The 26,772-nt window shown below is 62.7% G+C and carries 25 protein-coding genes; 17 read left to right on the forward strand and 8 right to left on the reverse strand.

Annotation, left to right across the window (positions count from 1 at the left end):
* The first annotated feature begins 87 nt into the window (after nt 1-87).
* On the forward strand, nt 88-924 hold the full coding sequence (locus tag OCUBac02_RS25075) for a hypothetical protein (RefSeq protein ID WP_173050340.1): 837 nt from the start codon (nt 88-90) through the stop codon (nt 922-924).
* On the opposite strand, the gene OCUBac02_RS25080 is transcribed toward OCUBac02_RS25075, so the two are convergent.
* Nucleotides 925-1,578 carry a hypothetical protein gene (locus tag OCUBac02_RS25080; RefSeq protein WP_173050342.1) on the reverse strand — a complete coding sequence of 218 codons (654 nt, stop codon included), beginning with the start codon at nt 1,576-1,578 and terminating at the stop codon, nt 925-927.
* 309 nt (nt 1,579-1,887) lie between these two features.
* On the opposite strand from OCUBac02_RS25080, the gene OCUBac02_RS25085 reads away from it, so the two are divergent.
* Entirely contained in the window at nt 1,888-2,370 is a 483-nt protein-coding gene (locus OCUBac02_RS25085) for a hypothetical protein (RefSeq protein WP_173050343.1), read from the forward strand.
* 49 nt (nt 2,371-2,419) lie between these two features.
* On the opposite strand, the gene OCUBac02_RS25090 is transcribed toward OCUBac02_RS25085, so the two are convergent.
* The 5 genes from OCUBac02_RS25090 to OCUBac02_RS25110 all read right to left on the reverse strand — a co-directional run bounded on the left by OCUBac02_RS25090 (nt 2,420) and on the right by OCUBac02_RS25110 (nt 9,432).
* Entirely contained in the window at nt 2,420-2,872 is a 453-nt protein-coding gene (locus OCUBac02_RS25090; RefSeq protein WP_173050345.1) for a hypothetical protein, read from the reverse strand.
* A 159-nt stretch (nt 2,873-3,031) separates the two neighbouring features.
* Complete coding sequence (locus OCUBac02_RS25095) at nt 3,032-6,730, reverse strand: vitamin B12-dependent ribonucleotide reductase (protein WP_173050347.1); 3,699 nt, start codon at nt 6,728-6,730, stop codon at nt 3,032-3,034.
* Nucleotides 6,731-6,950: 220 nt separating this feature from the next.
* Nucleotides 6,951-7,799, reverse strand: coding sequence for an SAM-dependent DNA methyltransferase (locus OCUBac02_RS25100; protein WP_197933370.1), 849 nt, complete (start codon nt 7,797-7,799; stop codon nt 6,951-6,953).
* A 1,102-nt stretch (nt 7,800-8,901) separates the two neighbouring features.
* The gene (locus OCUBac02_RS25105; protein WP_173050349.1) at nt 8,902-9,144 is read right to left on the reverse strand and encodes a DUF2312 domain-containing protein; all 243 of its coding nucleotides are present in this window, start codon (nt 9,142-9,144) and stop codon (nt 8,902-8,904) included.
* Nucleotides 9,145-9,246: 102 nt separating this feature from the next.
* On the reverse strand, nt 9,247-9,432 hold the full coding sequence (locus tag OCUBac02_RS25110) for a hypothetical protein (protein ID WP_173050351.1): 186 nt from the start codon (nt 9,430-9,432) through the stop codon (nt 9,247-9,249).
* 140 nt (nt 9,433-9,572) lie between these two features.
* On the opposite strand from OCUBac02_RS25110, the gene OCUBac02_RS25115 reads away from it, so the two are divergent.
* The 9 genes from OCUBac02_RS25115 to OCUBac02_RS25155 all read left to right on the forward strand — a co-directional run bounded on the left by OCUBac02_RS25115 (nt 9,573) and on the right by OCUBac02_RS25155 (nt 18,147).
* Nucleotides 9,573-10,058, forward strand: a complete 486-nt coding sequence (locus tag OCUBac02_RS25115; RefSeq protein ID WP_173050353.1) for a hypothetical protein — start codon at nt 9,573-9,575, stop codon at nt 10,056-10,058.
* Nucleotides 10,055-10,540 (forward strand): hypothetical protein, encoded by a 486-nt coding sequence (locus OCUBac02_RS25120; protein WP_173050355.1) that lies wholly within the window; start codon nt 10,055-10,057, stop codon nt 10,538-10,540. The genes OCUBac02_RS25115 and OCUBac02_RS25120 overlap by 4 nt, the downstream gene beginning before the upstream one ends.
* Nucleotides 10,540-11,430 carry a hypothetical protein gene (locus OCUBac02_RS25125; RefSeq protein WP_173050357.1) on the forward strand — a complete coding sequence of 297 codons (891 nt, stop codon included), beginning with the start codon at nt 10,540-10,542 and terminating at the stop codon, nt 11,428-11,430. The genes OCUBac02_RS25120 and OCUBac02_RS25125 overlap by 1 nt, the downstream gene beginning before the upstream one ends.
* Entirely contained in the window at nt 11,427-12,515 is a 1,089-nt protein-coding gene (locus tag OCUBac02_RS25130) for a hypothetical protein (RefSeq protein WP_173049841.1), read from the forward strand. The genes OCUBac02_RS25125 and OCUBac02_RS25130 overlap by 4 nt, the downstream gene beginning before the upstream one ends.
* 10 nt (nt 12,516-12,525) lie before the next feature.
* Nucleotides 12,526-13,692 carry a hypothetical protein gene (locus OCUBac02_RS25135; RefSeq protein ID WP_173050358.1) on the forward strand — a complete coding sequence of 389 codons (1,167 nt, stop codon included), beginning with the start codon at nt 12,526-12,528 and terminating at the stop codon, nt 13,690-13,692.
* Between the two features lie 15 nt (nt 13,693-13,707).
* Nucleotides 13,708-15,087 (forward strand): hypothetical protein, encoded by a 1,380-nt coding sequence (locus OCUBac02_RS25140; RefSeq protein WP_173050360.1) that lies wholly within the window; start codon nt 13,708-13,710, stop codon nt 15,085-15,087.
* Between the two features lies 1 nt (nt 15,088).
* Nucleotides 15,089-16,732 (forward strand): toprim domain-containing protein, encoded by a 1,644-nt coding sequence (locus OCUBac02_RS25145; RefSeq protein ID WP_173050362.1) that lies wholly within the window; start codon nt 15,089-15,091, stop codon nt 16,730-16,732.
* 38 nt (nt 16,733-16,770) lie between these two features.
* On the forward strand, nt 16,771-17,490 hold the full coding sequence (locus OCUBac02_RS25150; RefSeq protein WP_173050364.1) for an LEM-3-like GIY-YIG domain-containing protein: 720 nt from the start codon (nt 16,771-16,773) through the stop codon (nt 17,488-17,490).
* A 99-nt stretch (nt 17,491-17,589) separates the two neighbouring features.
* A complete protein-coding gene (locus tag OCUBac02_RS25155) occupies nt 17,590-18,147 on the forward strand; it encodes a hypothetical protein (protein WP_173050366.1) in 558 nt (185 codons plus the stop codon).
* Between the two features lie 83 nt (nt 18,148-18,230).
* Here the strand turns inward: OCUBac02_RS25155 and OCUBac02_RS25160 are convergent, their stop codons facing one another.
* Nucleotides 18,231-19,073: a DUF2066 domain-containing protein gene (locus OCUBac02_RS25160; protein WP_173050368.1), complete on the reverse strand. Its 843-nt coding sequence runs from the start codon at nt 19,071-19,073 to the stop codon at nt 18,231-18,233.
* Nucleotides 19,074-19,097: 24 nt separating this feature from the next.
* On the opposite strand from OCUBac02_RS25160, the gene OCUBac02_RS25165 reads away from it, so the two are divergent.
* Nucleotides 19,098-19,667 (forward strand): hypothetical protein, encoded by a 570-nt coding sequence (locus OCUBac02_RS25165; RefSeq protein ID WP_173050369.1) that lies wholly within the window; start codon nt 19,098-19,100, stop codon nt 19,665-19,667.
* Between the two features lie 69 nt (nt 19,668-19,736).
* On the opposite strand, the gene OCUBac02_RS25170 is transcribed toward OCUBac02_RS25165, so the two are convergent.
* The gene (locus OCUBac02_RS25170) at nt 19,737-19,937 is read right to left on the reverse strand and encodes a hypothetical protein (protein ID WP_173050371.1); all 201 of its coding nucleotides are present in this window, start codon (nt 19,935-19,937) and stop codon (nt 19,737-19,739) included.
* 292 nt (nt 19,938-20,229) lie between these two features.
* Here OCUBac02_RS25170 and OCUBac02_RS25175 point away from each other — a divergent pair, with 292 nt between their 5' ends.
* The 5 genes from OCUBac02_RS25175 (at nt 20,230) to OCUBac02_RS25195 (ending at nt 26,767) form a co-directional block, all read left to right on the forward strand.
* A complete protein-coding gene (locus OCUBac02_RS25175) occupies nt 20,230-22,932 on the forward strand; it encodes a type IV secretory system conjugative DNA transfer family protein (RefSeq protein ID WP_173050373.1) in 2,703 nt (900 codons plus the stop codon).
* 471 nt (nt 22,933-23,403) lie between these two features.
* Entirely contained in the window at nt 23,404-23,736 is a 333-nt protein-coding gene (locus OCUBac02_RS25180) for a hypothetical protein (protein WP_173050375.1), read from the forward strand.
* 103 nt (nt 23,737-23,839) lie between these two features.
* Complete coding sequence (locus tag OCUBac02_RS25185) at nt 23,840-24,343, forward strand: hypothetical protein (protein WP_173050377.1); 504 nt, start codon at nt 23,840-23,842, stop codon at nt 24,341-24,343.
* A gap of 340 nt (nt 24,344-24,683) precedes the next feature.
* Nucleotides 24,684-25,400, forward strand: coding sequence for a response regulator (locus OCUBac02_RS25190; protein ID WP_173051163.1), 717 nt, complete (start codon nt 24,684-24,686; stop codon nt 25,398-25,400).
* A complete protein-coding gene (locus OCUBac02_RS25195; protein ID WP_173050379.1) occupies nt 25,397-26,767 on the forward strand; it encodes an ATP-binding protein in 1,371 nt (456 codons plus the stop codon). Before OCUBac02_RS25190 ends, OCUBac02_RS25195 begins: the two co-directional genes overlap by 4 nt.
* The last annotated feature ends 5 nt before the right edge of the window (nt 26,768-26,772 follow it).

The following is a 26,772-nucleotide window of genomic DNA, read 5'->3' on the forward strand; positions in this document are numbered from 1 at the left end:
CGGCCGCTTCTATCGAGCTATCCTTCCCGATCATCTGATCTCGTCGCGTGTATGCGTGGCGACCGATATCATGAAGGAACAGCACTCGTGCCGACCCTTGAGGCCTCGCTCTCCCGGACACAGGCAATCCGTGCGCTTGGCGCAACCTATGTGCACAGCGGTGATTGGCGCGAGCCGATCGTCGAGTTGCTCGGCTCTGATCGGTTGGTCTCCGCGGGCCAGCGCAGCTTTTCCACAGAAGAGGCAGCTATCGACTTCGTTCGTGAGCAATCTCGCGCCCAGGCCGAGCGCGATGTGGCCGCGGCGGAAGCAATGATGGGCGGGTTCCTGGTGCCAACGCGCCTTTGGCTTGCTCGAAATTCGCACTTCTTCCGCCGAAGGGAGGTTGGGCTGATCCAAACGGAGTCGATTGCGTCACAGCGCCTACGAGCCGCGCGGCGGATCCTGGCAACCGATAATCCAGTCGAGATTGTCCGGCTGCCGGAGGAGATTGCTCTTCCGCCGCTGTTTGCGGTGGACGAAAAGGTGTGGGTCGTGGATTCCCGCGGCCATCCGGGCGAGGCTCCTCGGATGGCTCCGTCAGCGGTCCGCCAGCGCCTGCTGTCTGGCGGCGGCGGTACCGCCCACACCATTCGCTACATGGTGGAGGGGTTCGCGGTGCCTTTCGAGGCGCAGATCGGGGTTGGGGCTGGCGCCGTCCTGGTGCCGGCCGATCCTCACCTGAAAGCCTATTCCGAAAAGTTGGTCGCTGAGCGCGTCCTCGACCTCTTCTCGTCCTCGACGAAGGGTGAGGCTATGGATATCCCGCAGGAGCCTGTCAGGGCGGCCGGCAGCGGCCTGGTCGACCAATTGGCAGCCCTTGCCGGCCTGGGCACCAAGCTTTGGCTCCCAGGCCCCGCTGGAGCCTCCGAAGGCTCGCGCTAGTCAGCGCGGGCCAGGAGCCGTCGAGGGAGCAGTGTCGACGCCGGCGGCATCGAGCGCTTCGATCACTTCCTGCAAGCCATCGAGCTCGATCCCTTCTGCACGTGCGTTGCGGACGAGGTTCGCCACGAGCTGCTCGAATTCTTCCGCAGGTGCGCTGTCCGGCTGCTCGGCGAGAGCGCAATCGCACGCTTCCATGGATTCGGCGTATTCGAGGATGGGAATGGACGTGGTCGTCCGTTCGTATTCGAAGGCGGCTGGCATGCCGGCGAGGAGCACGGTGTTGAATGCCATGATCACCTTGGCCTCTTCCTCGGTGGCGGCCTCAATCACCTCTTCGTGGCTGATTTCCTCCTCGTCGAAGTGCCCCTCCATCGGCCAAATCTTGGTCTCGCCGCCGCCGGCGAAGGCTAGTTTTTGGAAGCGCAGCTTTTCGCCTACCGTATCCATTCGGTCGAGGTACGCCGAGTCGCCACCCTTTTTGAGGAAGGCGTCGTAATCGACATAGCGGCTCGATATCGCCCGGTTCGCACTCCGCATGGCCTCGGCGACCTGCGTCTGCAGACGGACACCTTTCGTGACCGGTACGGTGGTCACCGCAACCCCGGACGGGTCCAGGTCGGTCGGCACGGCAATGGTGAAAACGAACTCGGTCATGGAATCCTCACGGGTCTGTCGTTCGAGGATCCTACCGCGGGCCGACGAAAGGCACCGCGGCCGCAACGAAGCCAAATCGTGAAACTGCGGCTGTTGAGAACACAGAACTCTTCCGAACGCGAAACCATATCTCGGAACTCGAACCCATAACTTGAGCCACTTCCCACCCATAATTTGGAACACCGGAGCCGGCGATCGAGAATCTTCAGGCACCCCTTGACAGCGTCCGACACTGTCATATGTAATGTCGGACATTATCACAGTCGATGTCGGACATTACCGTTTGGGAGGTTGTAGATGGCAGACTTGATGGTGAAGCGCTCGGTTCGCTTGGACCCGGCGATCGACACGAAGGTGCAGGAGCTCAATCGACCGTTGAGCGAGGTGGTTCACGAGGCCCTGCTCGACTACCTCATCAAGTTGGGGGTCCTGGACAAGGAAGAGGCGGCGCTCCAGGTGAAGACCCTTGAGATCCTCAAGGACGTCGCCGCAATGGCGGTCGGCCTCGTGAAGGCTGGCAAGTTCTCCGAGGCCATCACCGACGAAGTACTCGTCCAGCTGATGCAGGAAGAAAAGTTCGCAGCTGCCTATGCCCAGGTGGTCGGAGGCGACCCCTATAAGCACGACAATCCGAGGAAGAAGAAGCTCAACCTCAAGATCGGGGCGAAGGTTCGGGAAGCGATCGACGGCACCGTCATGACCAATGACAAGGGGCGGGCCCTCACCCGCGTCGTCCACAACCGAGTGATCCAGTCCTACACCCCGATGTCCAGCTTCAATCTGCCGGCCTGATCAGCATGACACCCCCAGGCCCCGAGCCGTGGGCTCGGGGCCGCCAAGGTTAGCCGAAGGTCCTCTGGAAGCTCGGCTCAGCTCCCTCCGGCGCACAAGCGCCGGTCTGATATGGCAAGGCTTTGGCACCCACATAGCGCGCCTGAATGGTGGCATCCGCCAGTTCGAATCCGGCGGCCTGGGTTGTTCCGTCCAAGCTGCGCGTGGTGCCGTAAATCCACGACGGCCGGACGCCGGCGAAGGCAGGATGTTTCTCCAAGACGACCAAGTTGAGGATCGGGTCGCAATTCTCTTCGTCTGTCCACCGGAGGAGGTTGTCCCGGACCTCGGCATCTGGGTAAGGCTCGATGCGGCAGACGGCCGGTGGGTCGCATTCGACGGTCACGTTGTTTGCGTCGTCGTCGTAGCACTCGATGGTGCGAGCCAGGACGACTTGGCCTTTGAGCGCCTCATAGTCACCCAGCACAGCCGCCTCGACGGCGGCCTTCGTCATCTCGGGCATATCAAACCTCTTGCAATGAAGGATCGTAACTCGCGCCAACAGTGGGATCGATCTTCGAAAGACAGAAGAGTTCTCGCACGCAAAAGCCCCGGCCGGATTTCCGACCGGGGCTTTGTCGCCAGGGTTTGATCCTGTCGATTCCGCGTATTTGCCCGTGTGTTATCCGCACGACCCAGAGGTGCCGCAATCGGCACAAACACTGCAAGTGCCCGTTTTCCGCATCCTCGGGGAGTTACAGGCCGGGTTTTCGCAGATCTCGCCCGTAAAACCCATTGCCTTCGCTTCCTCCCGCTGTTGCGCTTCCGCAGGCTTCGGCGCGTTCTCGAAGAGTTTGAGAACGGTAGCCTCGACGGTTCGCTCCGTCTCCGCGGCGCGAACTGGCTCGACCTTGAGCGCGGCGTTTCCGTCCAAGGCGACGACAACGCCGCGGCCGAGCTCAGAAGGAGCCTCCTGGCGCACCACGGAACCTTCGACGACACGCAGGTGCTCGGTCACCCGACCGCGCACGAGACCGGTCGAGACCGGAAGGCCGACGGTTGTCGGCGAGGGATCCTCGTCCGGCTTCACGTTCGCGAATTCAAATCGCTGGAGATAGGAGATCGCGAGCTCGCGGAAGACGTAATCGAGCAGCGACGATGCCATCTTGATCGTCTCGTTGCCGGAAACCAATCCGGCCGGCTCGAAACGAGTGTTCGTGAAAGCATCGACATATTCTTCCAACGGCACGCCGTACTGCAGGCCGAGAGAGACCGCGATGGCGAAGTTGTTCATCATCGCCCTGAACGCCGCTCCCTCCTTGTGCATGTCCAGGAATATCTCCCCGAGGCGCCCGTCCTTATACTCGCCGGTCCGGAGGAATACCTTGTGACCTCCGACCACGGCCTTCTGGGTGTAGCCGGTTCGGCGATCAGGCATCCTCTCGCGTTCGCGCTTGCGCTCAACGCGCTCGACAACCTTCTCGACGATGCGCTCGGTGACCTGGGCGGCGCGAGCGGCCATCGGCTGCTCATGGAAGGCGTCGATCGCGTCGTCGGCGTCCTCATCATCCTCCGAGATCAGCGCAGAGTTCAGCGGCTGGGAGAGCTTGGAGCCGTCGCGGTAAAGGGCGTTGGCCTTAAGCGCCAGCTTCCACGAGAGCATGTAGGCGCTCTTGCAGTCCTCGACGGTCGCGTCATTCGGCATGTTGATCGTCTTCGAGATCGCACCCGAGATGAACGGCTGCGCTGCCGCCATCATGCGGATGTGGCTCTCGACCGACAGATAGCGCTTGCCGGTGCGGCCGCACGGGTTGGCGCAGTCGAACACGGCCAGGTCCGCGTCCTTCAGGTGCGGGGCGCCCTCGACGGTCATCGCGCCGCAGACGTGGATGTTCGCAGCCTCGATCTCGGCCTTGCTAAAGCCAAGGAACGGAAGGAGCTCGAAGGTCGGATCCGCGAGCTTCTCGGCCGGCACCTTGATGGTGTCGAGCAGGAAGTCCTCGCCCAGCGTCCACTTGTTGAAGGCGAACTTGATGTCGAAGGCGCTCTTCAGGGCCTCCTTCAACTTCGCCAGTTGGGATTCGCCAAATCCCTTCGCGGCCAGCGTCGTGGGGTTGATCGCCGGCGCCTGGTCGATGTTGCCGTGGCCGACGGCATAGACCTCGATCTCGGCGATCTGGCTTTCGCCGTAGCCCAGGGCGCGCAGCGCGCCGGGCACAGCCTGGTTGATGATCTTGAAGTAGCCGCCGCCGGCCAGCTTCTTGAACTTCACCAGAGCGAAGTCGGGCTCGATGCCGGTGGTGTCGCAGTCCATCAGCAGCCCGATCGTGCCGGTCGGGGCGATACAGGTGGTCTGGGCGTTGCGGTAGCCGTGCTTCTCGCCGAGCTTCAGCGCATTGTCCCACGCCTTGCCCGCGGCCTGCGAGAGGGCGTCGAACATGTCTCCGTCCTTCTGGATCATGCTCTTCAGCACGCCGTGGTCCAGCGGGACCGGTGTGACGGACAGGCCTTCATAGCCGGTCGAACGGCCGTGAGCGGCGAGCCGATGATTGCGGATGACCCGCATCATGTTCTCGGCGTTCTCCGGATAGCGGCGGAAGGTGCCGAGCTCGCCGGCGATCTCAGCCGAGGTTGCGTAGGCGTCGCCCGTCATGACCGCGGTCAGAGCAGCGTTGATGACGCGCCCCTCGTTGGAGTCGTAGGGGATGCCCATCGTCATCAGCAGGCCGCCGATATTGGCGTAGCCGAGGCCGAGCGTCCGGTAGTCGAACGAACGCAGCGCGATCTCCGAGGACGGGAACTGGGCCATCATGACCGAGATCTCCAGGACAAGGGTCCAGAAGCGGTTGGAGTGGCGATAGCCCTTCACGTCGAAGGTGCGGGTCTCCGGATCGTAGTAGGTGAGGAGGTTGAGCGAGGCCAAGTTGCAGGCCGTATCGTCCAGGAACATGTACTCCGAGCACGGGTTCGAGCCGTTGATGCGGCCGCCAGCCGGGCAGGTGTGCCAGTCGTTCATGGTCGTGTTGAAGTGCAGGCCGGGATCCGCCGACGCCCAGGCGGCGTAGCCGATCTTCTCCCAGAGATCGCGGGCCTTCAGCGTCTTGTGAACCTTCCGATCGGTCCGGCGGATGAGGTTCCAGTCGCCGTCCTTCTCGACGGCGCGCAGGAATTCGTCGCTCAGCGAGACGGAGTTGTTCGAGTTCTGGCCGGCGACCGTGTTGTAGGCCTCCGAATCCCAGTCGGTGTCGTAGGTGGCAAAATCCAGCTCGTTGTAGCCCTGCTTGGCGAACTGCAGGACGCGCTTGATGTAGTTGTCCGGGACGACATCCTTGCGGGCGAGCTTGATCGCGCGTTTCAAGGGCTGGTTCTTGGTCGGATCGACCTCGAGGCGACCTTCGCCGTCCCGGGCTGCAGCCATGATCGCGAGCAGGTGCTTCTTGACGATCTTGGAGCCGGTGACGAGCGCCGCGACCTTCTGCTCCTCCTTCACCTTCCAGTCGATGTAGGTCTCGATGTCGGGATGATCGATGTCGAGCACGACCATCTTGGCCGCGCGGCGAGTGGTTCCGCCCGACTTGATGGCGCCGGCCGCGCGGTCGCCGATCTTGAGGAACGACATGACACCCGACGACTTGCCGCCGCCCGAGAGCTTTTCGCTCTCGCCGCGCAAGTTCGAGAAGTTGGTGCCGGTGCCGGAGCCATACTTGAAGAGACGCGCCTCACGGACCCAGAGGTCCATGATGCCGCCCGCGTTCACGAGGTCGTCGGTGATCGACTGGATGAAACAGGCATGGGGCTGGGGATGCTCATAGCTCGATGCCGACGCCACGAGCTGGCTCGTGAAGGGATCGACGTAGAAATGCCCCTGCCCCGGGCCATCGATGCCGTAGGCCCAGTGAAGGCCCGTGTTGAACCACTGCGGCGAGTTCGGCGCTGCCATTTGCTTGGCGAGCATATAGCGCAGCTCGTCGTGGAAGACGTGGGCGTCCTCCTCCGAGGAGAAGTAGCCGCCCTTCCAGCCCCAGTAGGTCCAGCAGCCGACCAGACGATCGAACACCTGCACCGCGTTCTGCTCGCCGCCGTAGCGCTCGCCCTCCGGCAGCTCCGCGAGGGCCGCCTCGTCGGCGACGGAACGCCACAGCCAGGACGGAACGCTCTCTTCCTCGACCTTCTTCAGGCGAGCCGGGACGCCGGCGCGGCGGAAGTACTTCTGCGCGATGATGTCGACCGCGACCTGGCTGAAGTTCTCGGGGACCTCCATGTCACGGGCGCTGAAGACGACCGACCCATCGGGGTTCTTGATCTCGGAATTTGCCTTGCGGAAGGCGATCGCGCCGTAGGCGCCCGCAGTCGCCTTGGTGAAGAAACGCTGGAACTTCATGGTGACCTCGTCAGGGTGGCATCGAGCGCCACAAGGATCAGGAACCTCAATCCTTGCAGCAGAGCCCGAATCGTTGGTCTGGACAATGACCTTGCATGTCCGATTCGAAAGACAGAACTACTAAATGTTGTGCACACTAGCCATATTGGTCAACATGCCCACTAGGGATAGCGCTGCCAAGGATTGAGCCAGGGGCTCGCCGTCCACGGATTTCTCGTTTTCACATCACGGGCATGGGCGCGGGGGCGAACAGATCGCTCTCGTACATGTCCGCATAGGTCTGCTCCGGGCGCGGCGGCTTCGGCTTGCCGAAGCGGGCCCTGTCATCGAGACGGGTGTAGCGAGCCTCGGCGCCATATGGGATCCAGATCGTGCTGGAGACGCCAGGGATCCGCGGGATGGCACGCAGCTTCGGATCGGTGATCCAGATGAACCAGGCGTAGGCGGTGGCGGTGCTGGCGTCGGGATCCCAGCAGCCCTTCGTCATCGGCACGCGCTCGGAGTACTGAGCGATGATATCCGGAGCGCAGGGCAGGAAGATGCGCTGATAGCGGTCCTTGCCTTCTACCCAGACCGTGCGCAGCAACATAGCCACGATCTTGCGAGCTTCCGTCAGAGCGCGCTCGACGAACTCCACCGCCAGGTTGAAAGGCGGATTGGTCGCGACGATGTCCACCTCATCTTGGAGCCCGGCCACGTCCGCGCCCTCGCCGACATAGCTTCCGACATCGTAGCCGCGGCCGTAGTCATGGACGTCGGATGCGTAGACGCGGGAGACATACTCCTTCTGCACCTCGGTCATATGACCCTCGCCAGCCGCCGGGTCCCAGACGGACAGCGACTGGACGGGGCCAGCGCCGCGCTGCAACTCGCCTCCGCCGAACAGAGGCCGGAACTTGATCAGCGGCAGCCCCGTCTCCTCGTCCTTCTCCCGGGCGAATAGGACGTCCTCGAAGAAGGCCCTGGTTGCCCACGGAGGTGTTGGGAAGAAATCGAGGCTGTCTATCGCCTCATGTCTCTGCGCCATGACCGCATGGGTCGACAAGCCGCTGGATTTGCCCTTCGCCATATTCTCTCTCCTAATCCCTTTTTGTCAATGTTTCTAGGGACTTAGAAGGGTATGTCGTCGTCGAGACTTGACGAAGGAAGCGTCACGCGGCTGCGGTCATGCGTCTGGCTTCCAGAGCCATAACTCGATGCCGGCCTGGGCGAGGATCCGGGTCGAGCCGGCGGCGTCGGCCGGGCAGCGCCATTCGCGAGCGAGGAAGGCGCAGGCTGCGGGCGCGGAGCCCCGCCCGCCGGAGGCGCCGGGCGAGCTCCAGGAGGACCAGAACGCTGCGCAGAGGGGGGCGCAGCGTTTGCAGTAGTCGAGTGCCCAGCCTCCGCATCTCCGCCATCGTCGGGAGCACCGGTGTCATCATCCGCTTGGTTCGATTTCGTCGCGGCGGCTGCGAGGCCACCCAGACCGGTCCGCGGCCCTGGCGGCAACGGACCTGGGCCCGGCCGAGAAGCCGGCTGGGACGCCTGCGTGGCGGTTGGAGCGGCACTTGCCGGCTCCGATAGTCGCTGAGCCGCAGGAGAGCCATTGTTGGAGCTCGCAGGGGTAGCTGCAGGCTCGCGACCAGCGTCCGACGCCTTGACCACCGGCCGGGCTTCGCCGCCGAGGATCTGGACGTCGAAGCCTCGGCGAGCGGGAACCGAGACGAACGCCCCCTTGTCGTCATAGTCGAGACGGCCCTCGACCTGGATCAGGCGCCCCTCAGAGAGCTGGTCGAAGATCGGCTGGATCAGCATTTCTTCGTTGATCACCACCCGATGCACGAGCTCCGACTCGTCGTCGAGCGTGCGAATGCCGATCGTCGTGACGCGGGAGCGCCCTTGAAGGGCAACGGTCGGCGCGGCGTGAATGGCGCCGACGAGGAAAAGCTTGTTCACGGACGGATAGGAGGTTGTCATCTCGATCCTTGGATCGTTCCCAGAAATTGAGGAAACACGGTCCTTCAAGAGTGAGCCTTCATCAAGGAATGAATCCCTCGATCCCCGACCTCATCCCCCAGATTTTTCTCAAGCGCTAACGAGAAAGGCCCGGGGCTTGCGCGCCGGGCCTTTCTATGCGTATAACAAGTAATCAGCGATCTAAGTTTCGCTATTCTGGGATTCATGCCTTATTTTTAGGCAGTCTCACCGACAGCCTGCAAGTATAGATCGAGAATCGCTTCTTCTTCTTTTCTTTCGTCGAGATCTCGTTTGCGCAGAGCAACTACCTTGCGTAGCACTTTTACGTCGTAGCCACTGCCTTTTGCTTCAGCATATACTTCCTTGATATCATCGGCGATCGTCTTCTTTTCTTCTTCTAGACGCTCGATGCGCTCGACAATGCTCTTGAGCTGATCGCCCTGAACCGGATCGTCCATTTGGAAACTCCTAACTAAGCGGGAAAACGATGGATCATTGATCCTATGAGCTATCCTTGATGGTCAACGAGCGTGGATCGCTCATCCACCAAAAGAATCGCATCACTTGATGCGAGGGCCGGGAGCCGGTGTCGGTTCGGGCGTGTAGTCGAGCGTCTCGTCCAGAGAGGGCTTCTCAGGGGCAAGCGCATCAACGATGGGGCCTGCGGATTTGTAGAGCGCGACGACGTCCGGGTGACGCGGGTCGGCACGGTCGGTCACAACCGTCGACCCAAAGATCGGCATCATGGGTAGCGCGCTATGAAGGAATGCGGGATTGCTCACTATCAACCTCTTTCTGGATTTCCTACGCTGATGCTACTTTGCAAAAGGATCGTTGTCGCGTTCCAATGCGATTCGATCACTAGTTCAAGGATTCGAATTCCACCATGCAACCGATCAAGCTCGGATCAGAGGATGTTCTGGCCTGGCAATCGCTGCTCCCGCCGGATTTGAAGGAGATCTGCCCCCCGAAGGCCGATCCCGCTCTGGACGAGGAATGCGATGAGCTTTCTCAGGCGCTGTCCATCTCTTCGCCTCGGCGATTCGGCGAGACGTTGCGTGCGCGCGGTCCTCTTGTCCGGCGACTCGAACCCGCCCGCCGAATCCTGATCCTTGCGTATTCGATCAGCCGTGGCTGGGATGACGCCACCCGGATCGTTTCTGACCTGACGGACGATGGAATCGTCACGGACGAAGAAGGCGCTTCCGGCCGGATCGGCGCCCTTTTCATGGAGGACTGCCATGCTGTTCGGAAGATCGTTCGGCAGCGCATGATCAATGCGGTGTCGCAGCAGGAGACCGCCGAGGCCGTTCTGCGGGGCGTCGGTCAATACGAATACGACTACGGTATCGGCTCTGGAGGTTTGACATGAAGAAGGCAGCACTGGCTGGCTTGATGGCTGCTGCGATCTGCTTCTCCAGCATCGCGCACGCGCAGGAATGCTCGACCGACATTCAGAGCGCGATGGATCAGTCGCGGATGAATTACGTCAACGGCATGAACGGCATGGCGAGCAACAATTTCTCGTCGCGCCCGGGCACCTATTCCAACATCGCCTGCCTGGACAAGTTCATGCAGGGGAACATGGATCTGTTCTTCAAGCCGCCTCAGCTGACGGATCTGCTCGGCATGGTCCTCAACTTTGCTTGTCAGCAGGCCAAGCAGGCGCTGGGAGGTGGCGGCGGCTCGGGAGGTTCAACCAATCTCGGTCAGCTTATTGGCTCGCTGGCTGGCGGTCTCAATGTGCCCGGCGGCTCCGGTGGCTCCCAGACCGTCAATCTGAACTCGGTGCTCGGACGAGTTTCCGGTGCAAGCACGAGCAGCTCCGGCGGCATCGGGGGCTTGTTCCGCTGATGTCGGTTCGTCGCTTCGCCCCGCTCTTTCTCGCGATCACCGCCTCGCTGGCCTGCGGCGCAGCCTCAGCGCAGTCCCGCGCCTCGTTGAAGCCAGCTGAGGCCGCTGATGCCGGACCTGTGCTGTTCACGGAAGCAGGCAAGAACGCTCCGGAGCGCACCGTCGTCGTCCAGCTCGCCCCTGAGGCTGCCGCGTCCGATGTTAAGATCGACCTCGCGACAGCTGATCTCGATGGTGACGGCCGCCCTGAGATCGTAGCGCGTCTGCGTTCGAAGACGACCTGCGACCTCAGTGGCAAGCGCTGTCGTGTCATCATCGCTCGACCAGATGTGCGCGAGGGGTGGAAGACCGTTTTCGATCGCCGCCTGACAGCGCTCGACACTGGTCAGGCCGGCTTCGGTGGGGTGCGCTCTCTGCGCGTCGATGGCCGGGAGACCTGGTCGTGGAGTGGTTCGCACTACGCGATGGATGTCGCCTCGTCCGGAGATGCCGTCGACTTCAAGGAAGCTCCCGCGCAGGCTCGTCCACTTCTCGTCGCGCAGTTCGGCGACGCCGCCAGGCGCCTTCCCTCGGGGAGCTTCAAGGTCCTGGTCGGTGCGGCGGATCTCACCGGCAAGGGCCAGAGTGTCGTTATCGCGCGTCTCGAAGGTTCTGGCGTGTGCGGCGTGCTTCTCGGTTGCCCGACGCGGATCCTGCAGGTGAAGGGCGGCGGGTACACCACCCTCCTCGATGGTCTCACTCATGGCCGGGTGGCGGTCATGCAAGTCAATCGCGATGGATGGCGTGACGTCGTGGCGGAGCTTCCGCGCTCGCCGGGCCGCGTCGTCTACGGATGGTCCGGCCAGCGTTACGCAGTCGCTGAGCGGATCGGCACCGGAGTCACTCGATGAAGAATCTCATGCGCGGCACCGCCCTGGCCACCCTCCTCGCGAGCTGCATCTTGCTGGCTCCCGGGGCGCAGGCTCAAACATCCACGTTCATCGCCGCGACCTGTGGCGGGGGCTGCTCCGACCCGCTCGGCGAGGAAGCAGCAGCGCGGTCTAACTGGACCACGCTGACTGCCCTTGGCACGACGCAGTATGTCGGCGCGTCCTTCAATGGCGGGACCATTGACGCCTCATCTCTCCTGGCAGCTTCGCGCGTCGCCGGACCCGTTGTTCTGGACACCTATCTTCGGACCGGACAGGCACCCGACCCGGCGACGGCTCAGGCCATCCTGAACGCTCTCGGGATTACCGGTATCGATGTCTCTGGCATCACCGGCGTGTCCCAGTCGGGCAACAACAACGATCCTTACGGCACAGGATCGAACACGAACGGCTCCTCACCGGGCGACAACAGCTCGTCGATGCTGACCCAGCTGGCGAATGTCCTTGCCGGGAACACGAACGGACAGTTCGGCTCTGCAGGCAACGCCTCGAATGTCGCGTGCGACGAGTCTATCGCTTCGGCAACCGTCGCCGCGGCGCAGCAGCACATCAACAACATGGTCACGATCGCGACCAGCGGCGACTACGGTTTCTCGCAGAATGGTGGCTCGGCGGTCTCGTCTGGTCAGCGCTCGCAAAGCGGCTATTTCGGCTCGTCGTGCCTCGACTCGCTGATGCAAGGCAACCGGGACCTGCTCTTCCGGCCGCCGCAGCTGAGCCAGTTGCTTTCGCAGCTTCAGAATATGTTCGGTGGTGGTGGATCCGGCGGCAGCTCCGGTGGCTCCGGGAGCTCCGGGAATTCTGGCGGTAGCGGTTCGAGCGGTGGCTCGGGCAACTGCGCCAATGCGCCGGCAATCCTTCAGCAGGTCATGGCCTCGATGCCGAGCAGCATTTTCTCCGGCAAGGGCAACGGTGGCTTCTTCCCCCACCTGGGCTTCGGCGGCGGAGAAGGTACCAGCACCATGAATGCCTTCGGGCTCACCTCCAACGTGTCCCGCGCGTCGACCTCCTCGACTGGCGGGATCGCCACCTTGTTCTCTCGCTGAGGGTCTCTCGATGAACGCGAAATCTTTCGCCCTCGCCGCCGGCGTCACTCTTGGCGCTCTTGGCTTCGGCTCCGCTGCCCAGGCAGCCTGCTGCGTCGCCTACGATTACAACGACGCCAAGCAGAACACGAACCAGATCATCAGCCAGCTGAGTGAGCGCATCAACGCGATGCAGCTGGCGATCATCGAGGCCATGCGTCTCGGCACCGGTCAGCTCTCGGGCAATTCGAAGGAGCAGATCGGCGCTCAGTCGAACATGGCGAACGTGAACGACGATCGCCGCGTCGTCGGCAACATCGAGATGGCGCGCTTCAACGCGATCAAAGGCGCTGCCTCGGGCGCCTCGTCCTGTAACGTGATGACCGGCGCCCGCGCCGGCTCGGCACTCGGCGCGTCCGCTGCCTCGCTGAGTGCGGCCCTGTCGTCCGACACAACCGCGTGGGATCTCGGCAGCAACGACCAGATGCCGTCGTCCCAGGGGCGCGACATCGCGATCCAGAAGCGGCTGTCGCGGCATTGCGCGCTCTACTCGAACCAGGACGACGTCCGCTCGGGGCTGTGCTCTTCCGCCGCTGGATCCGACATGCAGAACGCATCGATCGATGTGGGCAAGAGCCTGTTCTACAACCAGGCCGGCAGCGAATCCACGAGCCTCGGCTCGCAGCGCGTGGAAGCTGCCAAGACCTTCCTCATCAACGCCATCGCTCCGAACCCGCAGGGCGGCATGCTTCCGAAGGAGGCGACCTCTGCTTCGGGTCGTGAAAAGGCGGCTCAGCGCCAGGCCTCGGCTGCTCGTCTCTCGATCGCCTCGAACACGGTTTCCGATATCCTGGCGAAGCGTACGGCGATGCCGAACTCCGAAGTCCAGGGCTGGGCGCAGAGCCTCGCCAGCCAGATTTCCGGCTACAACGCCAACTACTCGGAAGGCGTCTCCTGGCATGACTGGATGGATGTGCGCGCAAGCGGCTGGTACCGCAACGCCAACTGGGGCGTGGCGATGAACAACAGCTACGAGCAGGCCATCAAGGACGGCGTGATGATCCAGTCCTTCCAGGCGTATCTCGCCTGGGAGACCTACAAGCTCATCGAGCGACAGAACTTGATGCTTGCAACGATGCTGTCCATCCAGACTGAGAGCAGCCGCAATATCGCTCCGGCTGCGACGACGATTCGTTGATCCCGGGAGATCGTGATGGGACTCGCTGCACTCAAGAAAAAGGCTTCCGCTCCTCAGGTCGATGAGGATAGCGGCGCTCCTGAGAGCGCCGTGGATGCGGGTGACTTCGAGACCTCGACACCAGCTGCCGCTGCTTCGGTAGCGGCGGCGCCTGCTGGTCCTGTCGACGAGCACGATCTCTCCCAGTTCAAGCCGATCGCAGACGCCTCACCGCAGACGCCGGCGGCTTCCACTCCGCCGGTCCGCCCGGCGGCGCCCGGTGGCGCTCCTGCGAACGATCTGGACGCCCATCTGAAGCGTGCGATGGCTGAGAAGGGCATGTCGTCCGACATCGGGGTTAGCCCCGCGCCCGCGGCCGCCGAGGCTTCTCCTGTGGGTGAGGAGGCTCATGACCCTGCATCAGCGCTGGACGGCGCAGATCTGTCGCCCCAGGCCGAGACGCACGTCGCCCCGCCTTCTGTCGTAGACACCAGCATGGCCGAGCAGCTGCTGCGCTCCTCGGGACTCGATCCGGAAGTGTCCAGCGAGCTCGCTCGCTCCTATATGGAGGAGGTCGCCAAGACGATCCGCCCCATGGCCGCGAAGCTCGACCGTCGTCAGCGTGACGAAGAAGAGCTCCTGCGCCGCTATGCCGAGATGGAAGCGGCCCAAAGCGTTGGTGGCAGCAGCGGCATTCTCGGCGGTCTCGTTTCCGGCATGGCCTCCCTGATCGCGGGTGATCCTCGCCGTCGTGCTCTGCGCCGGATGGAGGGCATCGCAAACGATCGCGGTAAGGTCGACGATGCTCATAACGACATCCTTGCCTCGCTGCGTGAGCGCATGTTCACCGCCAAGTCCGCGCAGTACCGCAGCCGCGTTCTTGAAGTGGCCGGCACCGCGAACGCCGTCGGTCGCTCGGTGGTTGCGTATAACCAAGCCGTCCTCGAGGCCGATGGCGCCCAGGACTTCCGTTCTGCGCTCGAAGCGTATGCGCAGGATAAGGAGCTGACCGTTGACGGCGCCATGGAGAAGATCTCCAACGGGGATGCCCCCGCGGAGCTCGTCGCCAAGCTCCGCGCGGCCGAGCCAACGATCCTCAAGGATCCGAAGGTGGCCGCAGCCAGCACCAAGATCGAGGATGCGCAGCAGGATCTCGGTGGCATGCTTGAGCGCGTCGTCGGCGACGCGGAGACGCTGTCCAAGAACTTCCCGGACCGCTTCGACGCGGAAAATGCACGCGAGAACGTGGAGGGCGTCCTCAGCCGCCTCAACGATCGCATGCCCAAGCCCGTGACCGAAGAAGAGCGACGCAAGCTCGAAGACCGTCTCAAGAACATCGCCGAGGCGATCAGCAATGCCTTCCGCAAGCTGATCGACCGCCTGATGGCGCTTTCCGGTATGGGCCCGAAGGCCTGAGATGGACCTCTTCGTGATCGAAGCGCCGTTGAAGGCGCGCACCCTTGAAACCATCCTGAAGCGTCTCGGCTTCTCGGCAAAGGTGCAGGCCACGAAGGGGCATCTCTTCGACATGCCGGAGAGTCTCGACGTCCCGGCAATCGACTCCCGGATGCGTGAGTTCCGGCGCGTCCCGAAAGACGTCGAGGTCGTGAAGAGGCTTCGGTCGGAGGCGTTGATGGCTGAGAACGTCATCATTGCCACCGATGCCGACGCTGAGGGTGACGTAATCGCCTGGGACGTCGCGACCCTGATCCGTGACATGCACCCAAATCCCTTGCGCGTCCGGATGAAGGGGCTCGACGACGATTCCGTTCGCGCATCCATCGACGCAGCAACGCCGGTTCGTAAGGCGGACGCGGTCGCCGGCAGGACGCGAGCAATTGTCGACCGGCTGATCGGCGCCAGCTTTTCCCGTCCTGACGTCGGCGTGGGCCGCGTCCAAACTGCCCTGCTCGGGCTCGTTCAGCGAGACAAGCCGTCAACGCTGCGCCTCAACCTGGTCGCGCCTGCCAAGGACGGTGGGCGCGTTTTCATGGCTGAGGCGCCGTGCGTTGCGCCTTTCGATCCCGAGATTGCCCGCCGGTTGACGGGTATGGCGCTTCCGATGATTTCGGCAGGCACAACCTCCACTGTTGCGTCGCCCGCCCCGCACATGGGCGACATCATGGTGCGCGCGGCTGAGAAGCTCGACATGTCTCCTCGCGAGACCGACGATTCCATGCAGCGGCTCTACGAGCAGGGCCGTCTCTCCTATCCACGGGCTGGATCCCGGGGTGTCGCGCCGGCGACCGCCGCCAAGATCGAAGCTCTTCTGCGGAAGGCCGGCTACAACGTCGATCGCAATGCCATGGCGCCAAAGACCGAGGAGGACGTGCACGATGCACCCTTCCCGATCGGAGGGAAGGTCGACCTTACCACCAACCCTCAGCAGCTCGGTCATGACGAAGGGGTCCGCGCGCAGATTGCCCGCGATCTCGTCAAAACGGGTCTTCGTTTCACATCTCAGCCCGGGATTGGTGCGGAACTCGTACCCTTCCTGATCAAGAGCGGGTTCAGCCAGGCTGTTGCCGAGAAGGTTGGCTCTTTGGACTGGCGCCGCGAGAATGGCCCTCGCTTCCCCGGCCAAGTCACCTGGGTCAATGGCTCTAGCCTGGAGACGCGTCGGGCTGACGCCGTTCTTCTCGAAGCTGCCATCAATGCGAAGCTCGGTCGACCGTCGACCTGGGCTAAGCACATCGAGCGCTTCATGGAACGCAACCTGGTCGACGGGGATCTCCAGCTGACCGATCGCGGGCGTGCCTGGATCTCGAAGTCGCCGGCCGGCCTTCTGGATCCGCGCATTTCAGCCGCGATCGAGTATGCCTGTGAGCGTCCTCAGCCCTCCGCGTTCGGAAATCCAGATCGCGAGCCGTGGGAGATCAACGCAGAGCAGATCGTGCGCTCGCTGCCAGAGCCCCTGCGCGCGCCGCTTCAAGCCATGATTGCCAAGGAGGCCCCGCGAGCCAAGATCGATCCGATTTCCGATTTTGGTTTCGACCGATCGGTCATGGCGGATATGGATGGATTGACGCTCACGCACGCTCCGGCGCCGATCGAGGACTGAGCTGCGTCGCCGTCCTGGTCGTTGTCGTGAGGTGGTCTGTGTTTTCAGATTCGGTGACTCAGGCGCTCGCCTATTACGTATATCGCCTGCTGGATCCGCGGGACGGATCGACGTTCTATGTCGGGAAGGGGCGTGGTAACCGAGTTTTCGAGCACGCTGATGGCGTCTCTGAAAATGGAGATGTCGTCGGCGACAAGCTGATCCGGATCCGCGAAATCAAGCGAGCCGGCCTTGAGGTGGGCCATGTCGTCCATCGGCATGGCCTCGATGAACCGACGGCGTTCGAAGTTGAGGCCGCGCTGCTTGATGCCTACCCCGGCACGACCAACCTGGTGGGCGGTCACGGCTCGGACGAACGCGGTGTTGCGCACGCCAAGGAGATCATCGAACGCTATGAGGCTGTCCCCATCCGGCCGCTCAGCACTCTGATCGCGATCTCCGTCAATCAGTCTGCCATCGAACGGAGCAGCCTCTACGAAGCTGTCAGGTATGCTTGGCGGCTCAGCGCCGTGAAAGCTCGCGCCGCCGATTATGTTCTGGCAGTGTCCCAAGGCATCGTGATCGGGGTCTTCAAGGCAGATGCATGGCGCCCGGCGACGCCCGAATTCTTTCCGGCATTGACGAATGCCATGCCTGGCCGCTGGGGGTTTGTCGGCAAACCTGCTCCCGAGGAAGTGGCTCAGCTCTACCTTCGTACCCGCCTGCCCAAACGCCCGCGCGGATCCGTGAATCCCGTCCGCTATCTCGGGCCCGAATAAAATGGGCAGCGGAGCCAAAAAGTGCTTTGCCACTTTCAAGGCCCGATTCCAAACTCAGCTCGAAGGCCCAAAAGGCCAGCCGTTTCGGAGAACATCGTTATGGTTTCTGTCAGCCCGGGAAAGGCGGATTACATGAAGGCCGCATCGGTAAGCATGGAGCGCCTTTACGGCGTCCGCCTCAGCGAGATCCACCAGGATCTTGATCCGAAGCTCGTGCGCATGGACGCCGCGCGTGGCGCCGGCGAAACCCCGGAAGCCTATGTCGGCGTTCTGGCAACGCAGTATGGGCTCCTGGCGCGGAGCGCAGCTCAAGGTCTCACCGATGCAGATCTCCGCAGCCGTAACCTGCGTGCTGCTGCGCTGCTGCCCGTCATGCTGGAGCACCCTGAATGGCAAGCCATCGGTGATGGCGCGCTCTATGCGTCGCGTGATGAGGGCGTCTTCAAGATGGCTCCGGATCTCGACAACACGGGCAAGGTTTGGGGCTTCTCGATGTCGATCTCGATCGGCGCCGAGCTGGTGCACAACGGCGATCGCGCGGCGGTCGAGGGCGGCACCGATTTCGAACGCATCGGAGGCGGCCTCGACATCTCGGGCGCCCTGAAGGCGTATGAAAACCGACTGCAGAACCCGGGCCTCGGCCGCCGAATGAACTGATCGGCGTGACAGGCGGAAGCGAGAAGGCCCGGGGCTGCTGTCCTGGGCCTTTTTCGTGTGTGGTTGTTTGGGTTCGTACCGACCTACCGGACGCTGAACCCGGCGGCTCGCAACTCGGCGGAGAGCTGCCTCCCCGAGCTGGTGCTCACCACCAGGCGCATTCCCTCAGCGTAGGGCTCGCTCGATACGACCTGGAGCCCCGGTATGGCCTGCAGGCGCTCCAGAGCCTGATCCACGACTGCAGCCGGCGGGGGTAGCAGGATGAGGCGATACTCGGTCGCACCATCTGTTCCAGAACGATAAGCTTCGATCTGGACGTCGCCTGCACCTGCGCCCTCGGTCGTCTTCTCAGGCTGCGACCGCGAGGCTTGTGAAGCTCCCCCTGTCCGGAACATGCCGGAGAGGATGGTGAGAGCCTGCGCTTTCGTCTGAGCAGGATCCTGGTGCACGTCAGATGGCTCCCAAGAGGCGGCGTAGCCGGGCACCCAACCGGCGAGGGCTACGGCTTTCCCGTCTGTCACCGCAAGCGCGACGGCGGGTGCGCCATACTTCCTCATGACGCGCTCAAGGCTATCCACCATCATGCCGTCGATGGATTCCGCCGTCACAGAGCGCTTGTCCTCGTCGTCCCCGAAAAGCGGCACGATCCGCAGGCCGTCGATGGTTGCAGGTGCTCGCCACATGCGGGACCAGTCATCGTTGCGGTCCCAGATTGCGAGCGTTCCGTTCGGCAGCCGTCGAGCCGGGATCAAGAGCACCCACGACGGTCGAGACAGGGAACGCGATCGCGCGCTATCGGGCCATGGCGCCGCTGGCTCGGCCGGCAGTGCGGGCGTGAGGCTTGAGAGAAGCGCGACGGAAAGAAGGAAGGTTCTGATCAAAGGATTGCGCCAACGATTGTTCCAGACCATGCTTGCGCTGTTCATGATCGTGCGTCCACTCGGCGAGAGATGTTTTCGGTGAATCCCTCAAGGCGTTCCATCATCGCAGGTGCCGCGGCGCTGCTGTTGCCGGCCGGCCGCGCCCAGTCGTTCGGGCGCATCGCGCGGCCCGAGCTGGTGCGCATGCTGTTGAACCAGGAGGCGACCGAAATGGGACAAGGTGCGCTTGTCCAGGTTTTGGTATCGCCTGGATGCGTCGAGTCGAGTCATCTCCTGAGTGCGGCGGAGACACTCCTCGACCGTTGTCGCTGGCGGTTCATCGCCTTCGCCGGACCGGTTTCCGCTGCTCGCGCAAACGTTGCTCGCCAGCGTGACGCACGGGATTTCCGCTCGCTGTCGGCGTTGGTACGTGATACCGCGCCCGTCACGGCGGCATCACCCTCTTCCTCACAGCTATCCGCCGTGATTGAGCAGGATCGGGAAATCGAGATGAAGATTGGTCGCCTTCTCTGGGAAGCGACCTTTTCAGCCTTCGCGACGCCGACGGCGGTATTCACCGACAGCGTCGGGCTCGTTCGTGTGGTCCGAGGCAATCCAAAGCCCGAGGACGTTTCCTGGATGGTTTCTGAGGCGCGATAGACGGCGCCGTCCATCGAGGTACGGGGCCGCTATGGCGCGGCCCTGTTGCGGCAACCTGACCTCTCGGGCCTACCACTCGTAATAGCCGGAAGCCTTGATCGCGCCATCAGCGTAGCGGGTCGGGCACTTCGTGACTTCCTTCGTCTTCAGGAACTCTGCAACGAGCTCCTGGGTCGATCGCCCGTCCGTCGGGAGCTTCCGACGAGGGCGGGCGATGTTGGCGCCGAAGCCGAAGCGAACCTGGCGCTCGGCGGGTTTTGCATTCTGCATGAGTAACTCCCGAATCGTCCGATTCGTTTCGCGGACGACCGAGGGGTAGGATCGGTTCCTAGGACTTTCAATCAAATTCTTGCAGCGATCCATGGATTGCAGATCCGCAGGCGTTTGCCAATCCTTGGTTTCCGAGCTCTAATTCATCAATCCATGAGGATGATGATGAATCGCGCCTGCCAGTCCAAGAAGGTCTCTGACCTCGGCCCATTCTACGCCGCTCTGTCGGCGCGCGCTCCCACGCACGTGCGTTCGTTCTCGCTGTCTTTGAACCGCTGGTGAGGCCGCTGCAATGGCAAAGATGACGCGCGGCCTGAAGGAGTCGCAGGAACTCAACGTCGAGTGGCTGCATCGCGATGCGCGCCCGCTCTTCACCAAGTTTGCAGACTGGATGCACAAGCCCGCCAACGCGTCGATGGCGGTCGTCATGCTGGCTGCTGTCGGCTTCGTGGTTCCGGCGATCGGCGATGTGATGATGATCCTCGCGCTCGCCATCACGGCCTGGGCGCTTTCGAAGCGCGAGGGGCTGGATCTTCGCTTGCCCGCGCAATCGGGCCTCATCGATCCCAACAACCCCATGCCCAACGGCGCGATCGGCCCCGCGAAGGGCATTTTCTTCCTCGGCAACGACATGGTTCGCGGCAGCGAGCTCTGGCTCGGCAACGACGACTGCCGCCAGCACTTCCTGGTGCTCGGCACGACCGGCGCCGGCAAAACCGAGGCGCTCATCGGCTTCGTTGCGAACGCCCTGAGCTGGAACTCTGGCTTCCTTTTCTGCGACGGCAAGGCGGACGTGTCGCTTTATTTCAAGCTGTACGCCCTGATGCGGTATTTCGGCCGCGAGGATGACCTGCTCGTCATCAACTTCATGACCGGCAACCGCGACACCAGCGGCTTTCGCGGTGACTTCAACATCACCTCGAACACCCTGAACCCCTTCTCCAATGGCTCGTCCGACTCGCTGACCCAGCTCGTCATCTCGCTGATGGACGAGACAGGCGGCGACGGCGCGCTCTGGAAGGGACGCGCGAGCGCGATGTTCACCGGCGTGATGCGCGCGCTCGTCTGGCTGCGCGAGCAGAACGTCGTCGACCTCAACGTCGGCGTCATTCGTGACTACCTCAGCCTCAAGCGCATCATCGACCTTGCGAAGCCCACAAAGTACCCGGACATGCCTCCGCACATCCGGCACTCGATCTCGTCCTATCTGACGTCGCTGCCGGGCTACAAGGACGACAAGGGCTACAACCAGGCCCAGACCACGCTCGACCAGCATGGCTACCTGGAGATGCAGTTCACCAAGATCATGGGCAGCTTGGCTGACGTCTACGGCTACATCTTTTCGACGCCATTTGGCGAAGTAGACATGGCGGACGTCGTACTTAATCGGCGCGGACTCGTCATTATGTTGCCCGCGCTCGAAAAAGCAGACGATGAGATTGCTAACCTCGGCAAAATCGTGGTAGCTACTCTCAAAGGAATGATGGGTAATGCGCTCGGCTCTGAACTTGAAGGAACAGTTCAGCGTATTGTAGACAACCGTGTTACCAACTCGTCTAGTCCTTTTCCTGTGATCCTAGACGAATGCGGCTACTATCTCGTTACTGGCATGGCAGTGATGGCGGCCCAGGCGCGCTCGCTTGGATTTGCGATGATCTTTGGCGCGCAGGACCTTCAGTCGATGAAGCGTCACAACGACAAAGAGGCGAACTCGATCATCGCCAATACCAACACCAAGATCTTCATGAGAACTGAAGAGCCCAACGAGACCGCCAAGCTCGCGATCGACCGCGGCGGCAAGGGCCAGCGCTCGCAGCTCAAGGGCTACCAGGCCCATGTCGGCGAACTGACCTCGGTCAGCTATCGCGACAATTCCGAGGCCGGGGTCGAGCTGATCGACCGCGTCGATCTGCGCGACCTGACCGGCCAGAAGGAAGGGCAAATGCATGTCACCCATGGCGACAAGCTGATCCGGGCGCGCTCCTTCTATGCCGACCCGCCCTCGGTGATCGACAAGAAGACGATGATGCTGGCGGTCAACCACTTCATCATCGTGGAGAAGCCGAGCCTCGACGAGGTCGAGTTCGTCGACCGCACCCCCGATGTCCTGGAGAAGCTGCTCGATCCCGCCTTCGCCGTCGCGATGGCGCGCGAGGCCGAGGCCGCCAAGAGCCAGATCTACGCCAAGGCCGAGGCGCTCGACGAGATCGCCGTCGCCGCCCAGGGCATGGCCGAATATATCGACCGCCGGCCACGCCAGCCGGTGGCGGAAGCGGCTTGCGTCGGCCTGTTCCAGGTCACCCGTGCCGTCGCCGCGGCAACCTCCGCCAGGCCGGCCGCGGCCGCAACAGGCGCCTCGATCGCCACGCCGGCCCGGCCGGCCGCCCCGCCGCCGCGCCCGAGCGTCAAGCACGTCTCCCTCAACGAGGACAGCACCAGCGGCGGTGGTCTCTCCGCCCTGGTCGAATCCATGGCCCGCCAGCAGGCGCCGGAAGGCGACTGGCGCACCCCCGCCGACCTGCCGCCCGAGCTCCTCGACGAGGATGGCTTCCACGACGAGGCCGAGCTCGCCCAGCTCGCGCCCGACCCGGACGAGCGCCCGCTGCGCCGCGGCCCGCTCCCCGAGATCGAGCCGCGTCCGGTCACGCTCCGCGAGATCGGCCATGGCGTCGACGTCGCCGGCAAATCGATCGCCGAATCCGACGAGCTCAGCCACGACGCCTTCCTGCGCGTCATGTCGGACGCCTACTTCGATCCGGCCTCGACCACCGCAGCCGAGGTCGAGAAGAAGTTCGTCGACGCCACCGGTGGCTCCTACCGGCCGGCCGATCCCACTGTGCGGCCCATGGTCGATGCCGCCGCCCATGGCAGCGATCGCCTGTTCGCCGAGACAGCCCCCGAGGAGCCGCTCGCCCAGCCGGGTTCGGATACCGTCTACGTGTCTGATTTCCTGGCCAGCTTGATGTCTGACACTCGGGCCGAGGAAGACGCCTGACGCCGGCGGACGCGGATCGCGGATCGCAGAGGGGCGCCCCGGGAATGCCGGGCGCCCCTCTCTTGTTTGGGGATGTTATTCACAGATTGGGATCATTATCCTAACGCCGCTTGACTTGGCCGGCTCGCCGTGGTGTTCTTGTTATGTTCGCTAACGAGACCTTAATCACTTAGTCGGGGATTCTGAAGCGCCCAGTGAAGCAGATTAACCTCGTCACCGTTTCGCCCCAAGGAACCCGTTCCCCGCTCGGGGCCTTGCGGGTATGGAGAATTTGAGTGGACCGCAGGTGGCTCCGGCGCAGCGCCGGAGGCTGTTGCAATCCAGAGACTCACCCGTGAAAGAGGGTTTTGGACGAATCGGAAAACTCTAAATCTATAGACATTTCCATGGTGCTCAGCCATGGGTCCCTCTGAGGCGCGCGAACGCCTCTCCAGTTAGTTTTGTTCAGAGTTCAGCCAGCAGGCGAAGGTCATGTCGTACGCAACGCATCCGTCGGTCGACCATCTCACCGAGTCCATCAAGTTCGAGCTTATCGTGTTGGGCCTCAGCGATTATGAGGCCGAGCTCCTGGCGCCTCTCGAAGCCGAGATGCGCAGCTATGTCGAGGGGGCTGCTGATTGCGGCCTGTCCGAAGAGGACATGACCCCCGACCTCATTGAGCTCGCCAAGGGCAAGCTCCAGTCCCTCGAAATCCGTCGTCATCAGCCGCGTCTGGGCCCAGTGCGCTATTCGTGCATCGCTGAAGTTGCGAGCTCGACGTCCGCTTCCACGGCGAACGGCGCCGACGTTGCCATTTCGGCCTGAACGCGCGCTGATCCACCGTTTTGACCGCGTTCGCCCTTGAGCCTTGCACTCGTTCGCGAGACCCTTTTCTCGCGAACGCGGCTCGACTTAGGGCGGAACGGACATGCGGAAGGCCTATATTGACCTGCTGGAGGCAGTAAACGCCGTCCAGATGAAGGCGACCGGGGAAACCGGAGCGCGAGCGATCGCGTTCGGGATCCCCCAGTCTCAGGTGCCTGAAAAGCTACTTGCCGTTCTGCGTGCCGCTGAGGCCGCGGAGCGCGTTGGCGCATCTGCGCTTACCGGCGGCGCCAGCGAGCCCGCATCGCCGACGGACGACCCTGCTAAGCTGCGGGAGGTCATCGACGGACTATTCCAATGGATGAAGATCCAGGGCCTCGACGTGAGCGAGCCGACGGCAATCGTCGCGGAAACGCTCAAGGGGAAGAGCAAGCGCGGAAAGCGCTATGTCATGCTTCCGAAGTTCGCGCCAAACGCGGAACGTCGAAAAAAGCAATGGAAACCGATCCTGACAGTGGATGGCACCATGTCAGCGGATGAGATGAAAGCCAAAGCACGCGACATGGGCGAAGTCGCTGATCGGCTTGGTCCTGCTGCAGCTCGCTGACCCCTGGTCTGGAGATACCCCCGCGAAAGGGCTCTCCGGGATCTGCGACCGTCAGCAGGTAGAGTTCAGAAGGTCACGGACAGCCTTCTACAGGCCGCATATTTCTCCAGTTTGTCTGGAACCCCCTTTTTTGTTTCTGGTTCATGTCTAGGCCGATTTCGCCCGGTGGATGGGCCGCCAAGGTAAAGGCCCCGTTAACACAGGACCGATAGGTTGCTGGCGAATTGAAGCAGTCGGGGAAATGCTGGCCATCATGCCCCGGATGCGGCAATAACAATGCAGGCGAAGTCGTGTTTTGGCGTGGACCCGGATCCCGCCATTGTTGGTTCAGTTCGAGGCTATGAGCACAAAACCTCACGTTCTCGTCGTCGAGGACGATCGCAAGATCAGCGAAATGATCGACCAGTACCTGTCTGAGAACGGCATGCGCGTGACCGTTGCAGGGGACGCTCCATCGTTCGATCGGGTTTTTGCCGACGGCCAGTACGACATGCTCATCCTGGACGTGATGCTGCCCGGCGAGAACGGCATCAGCATTTGCAGCCGAGTCCGCTCCGCGTCGGCGATCCCGATCATGTTCTTGTCCGCGCGCGGCGAGGATAATGACCGCGTCATCGGCCTCGAGGTCGGAGCTGACGACTATCTGGTGAAGCCGTTCTCATTGCGGGAACTCCTAGCCCGAGTTCGGGCAATGCTCCGGCGTGAAGAACTCGCGCGCGCGCCGGCGGGAAACCCAGCTCGGGTGCTTTCCTTCGCTGGCTTCGATCTCGACATGGGCTTGCGTGAGCTGCGCAACAGCGACGGCAGCATCGTCAATCTCACCGGTGCGGAATTCGATCTGCTCCGCGTGCTTGTCGAGCGCTCAAAGCGAGTGCTCACGCGGGACAATCTGCTCGACTACACACAGGGACACACCTCGACCGCCCTCGACAGGTCCATAGACATCCTCATCAGCCGCCTGCGACAGAAGATCGAGCTTGATCCTCGCGATCCTCAAATCATCCGCACTGTTCGGGGCGAAGGCTACATCTTCGCACCTGAGGTCGTGGTTCGGTGATCCCGCGGTTCCTCAAGCTTCCGACGATAGCGTCCCAGATCATTCTCCTCGTTCTGGGAAGCGAGATCGCGTTCCAGGCGATCACGGCAATCGACGTTCACATCATCGATGGCGGACAACCCGGCCGATGCGACTCGTCTGAGGGAAACGGCTTCTCCTATGCCTTGCGGCTGATGGACGACATGACGGATCAGCAGCAGCGGGATCTCCAGCTGCAGGCGATCAAGCGCACCTTCCCCAGGATGGGAGTGACGGCTCTTCCGGCGGAAATGACGGTTCGGGCACCGTTGGACGACGCACCCGAGATCAAATCCGTACAGCGCATTCTCGGTCCGGATCGCCAGGTCTTCTTTCCGCGCGAAGCTGACGCTCCAACCGGGCGCATCGTTGTCAGGTTGAGGGATAAGACGCTCATCGCCGCGACCGTCCACTGCCGCAATCAGCCTGCGGTCTGGGCCTGGGACACGTTTATCCGCGGCTTCTTTTACATCCTCCTGACGACGCCCTTCCTCCTCTGGTGGTCGCGCAGGACGCTCGCCCGTCCGCTTGAGCAAGTTGAGGAAGCTGCAAATTCATTCGCGCTCGATCGCGAGACGGCGCCGATACCGGCTACCGGCCCCACGGAGATCCGCGCTGCGACGACCGCTCTCAATCGAGCCGTGTCTCGCGTCAGGAAGCTGGTTGCCGAACGCAGCCGGATGCTTGCCGCCGTCTCTCACGACCTGATGACGCCGTTGACGCGCTTGCAGATGCGCTGTGATTTCGTGAAGGACGACAAGGTCCGCCAGGATATGGTTCGCGACATCGAGCAGATGCGAGCGATGGTTGAGCAGGCCCTGTCGTTCCTACGTGAGGGGCGCGGCACGCAGCGACGCGCGGCCGTCGATCTGCCGACCCTTCTGACGACGGTGCGCGACCAGTTCCTCGATCTCGGGCACGAGGTCGACTACATCGGCCCCCGCCATCTTGCTGCGGAGGTCGACCCTCAGGGTATCGAGCGTGCCATCACCAACTTGGTCGGCAACGCCATCAAGTTCGGAGATACCGTCGTCATCTCTCTGAACGCTTTGGGCGGCCTGATCACGATCGAGGTCGCCGATAACGGCCCCGGGATTCCCGACAGCGAGAAAGACCGCGTCACCGAACCGTTCATGCGCGGTGACGAGGCTCGCACCATTCACGACGACACCGGCTTTGGCCTCGGGCTGTCGATCGTGAAGGCCGTCGCTGAACAGCATGAAGGCAAGCTATCGCTGCACGATCGGGAACCGCACGGTCTCCTGGCGCGGATGGAATTCCCGCACAAGATCGCACAGACCCGCAACGGGCCGCGGCCGTGGCCGGCAAGAGATGCGCAGACTGCTTGATCGGT

Source organism: Bosea sp. ANAM02, from assembly GCF_011764485.1.
In the GTDB taxonomy this organism is placed as follows: Bacteria; Pseudomonadota; Alphaproteobacteria; order Rhizobiales; family Beijerinckiaceae; genus Allobosea.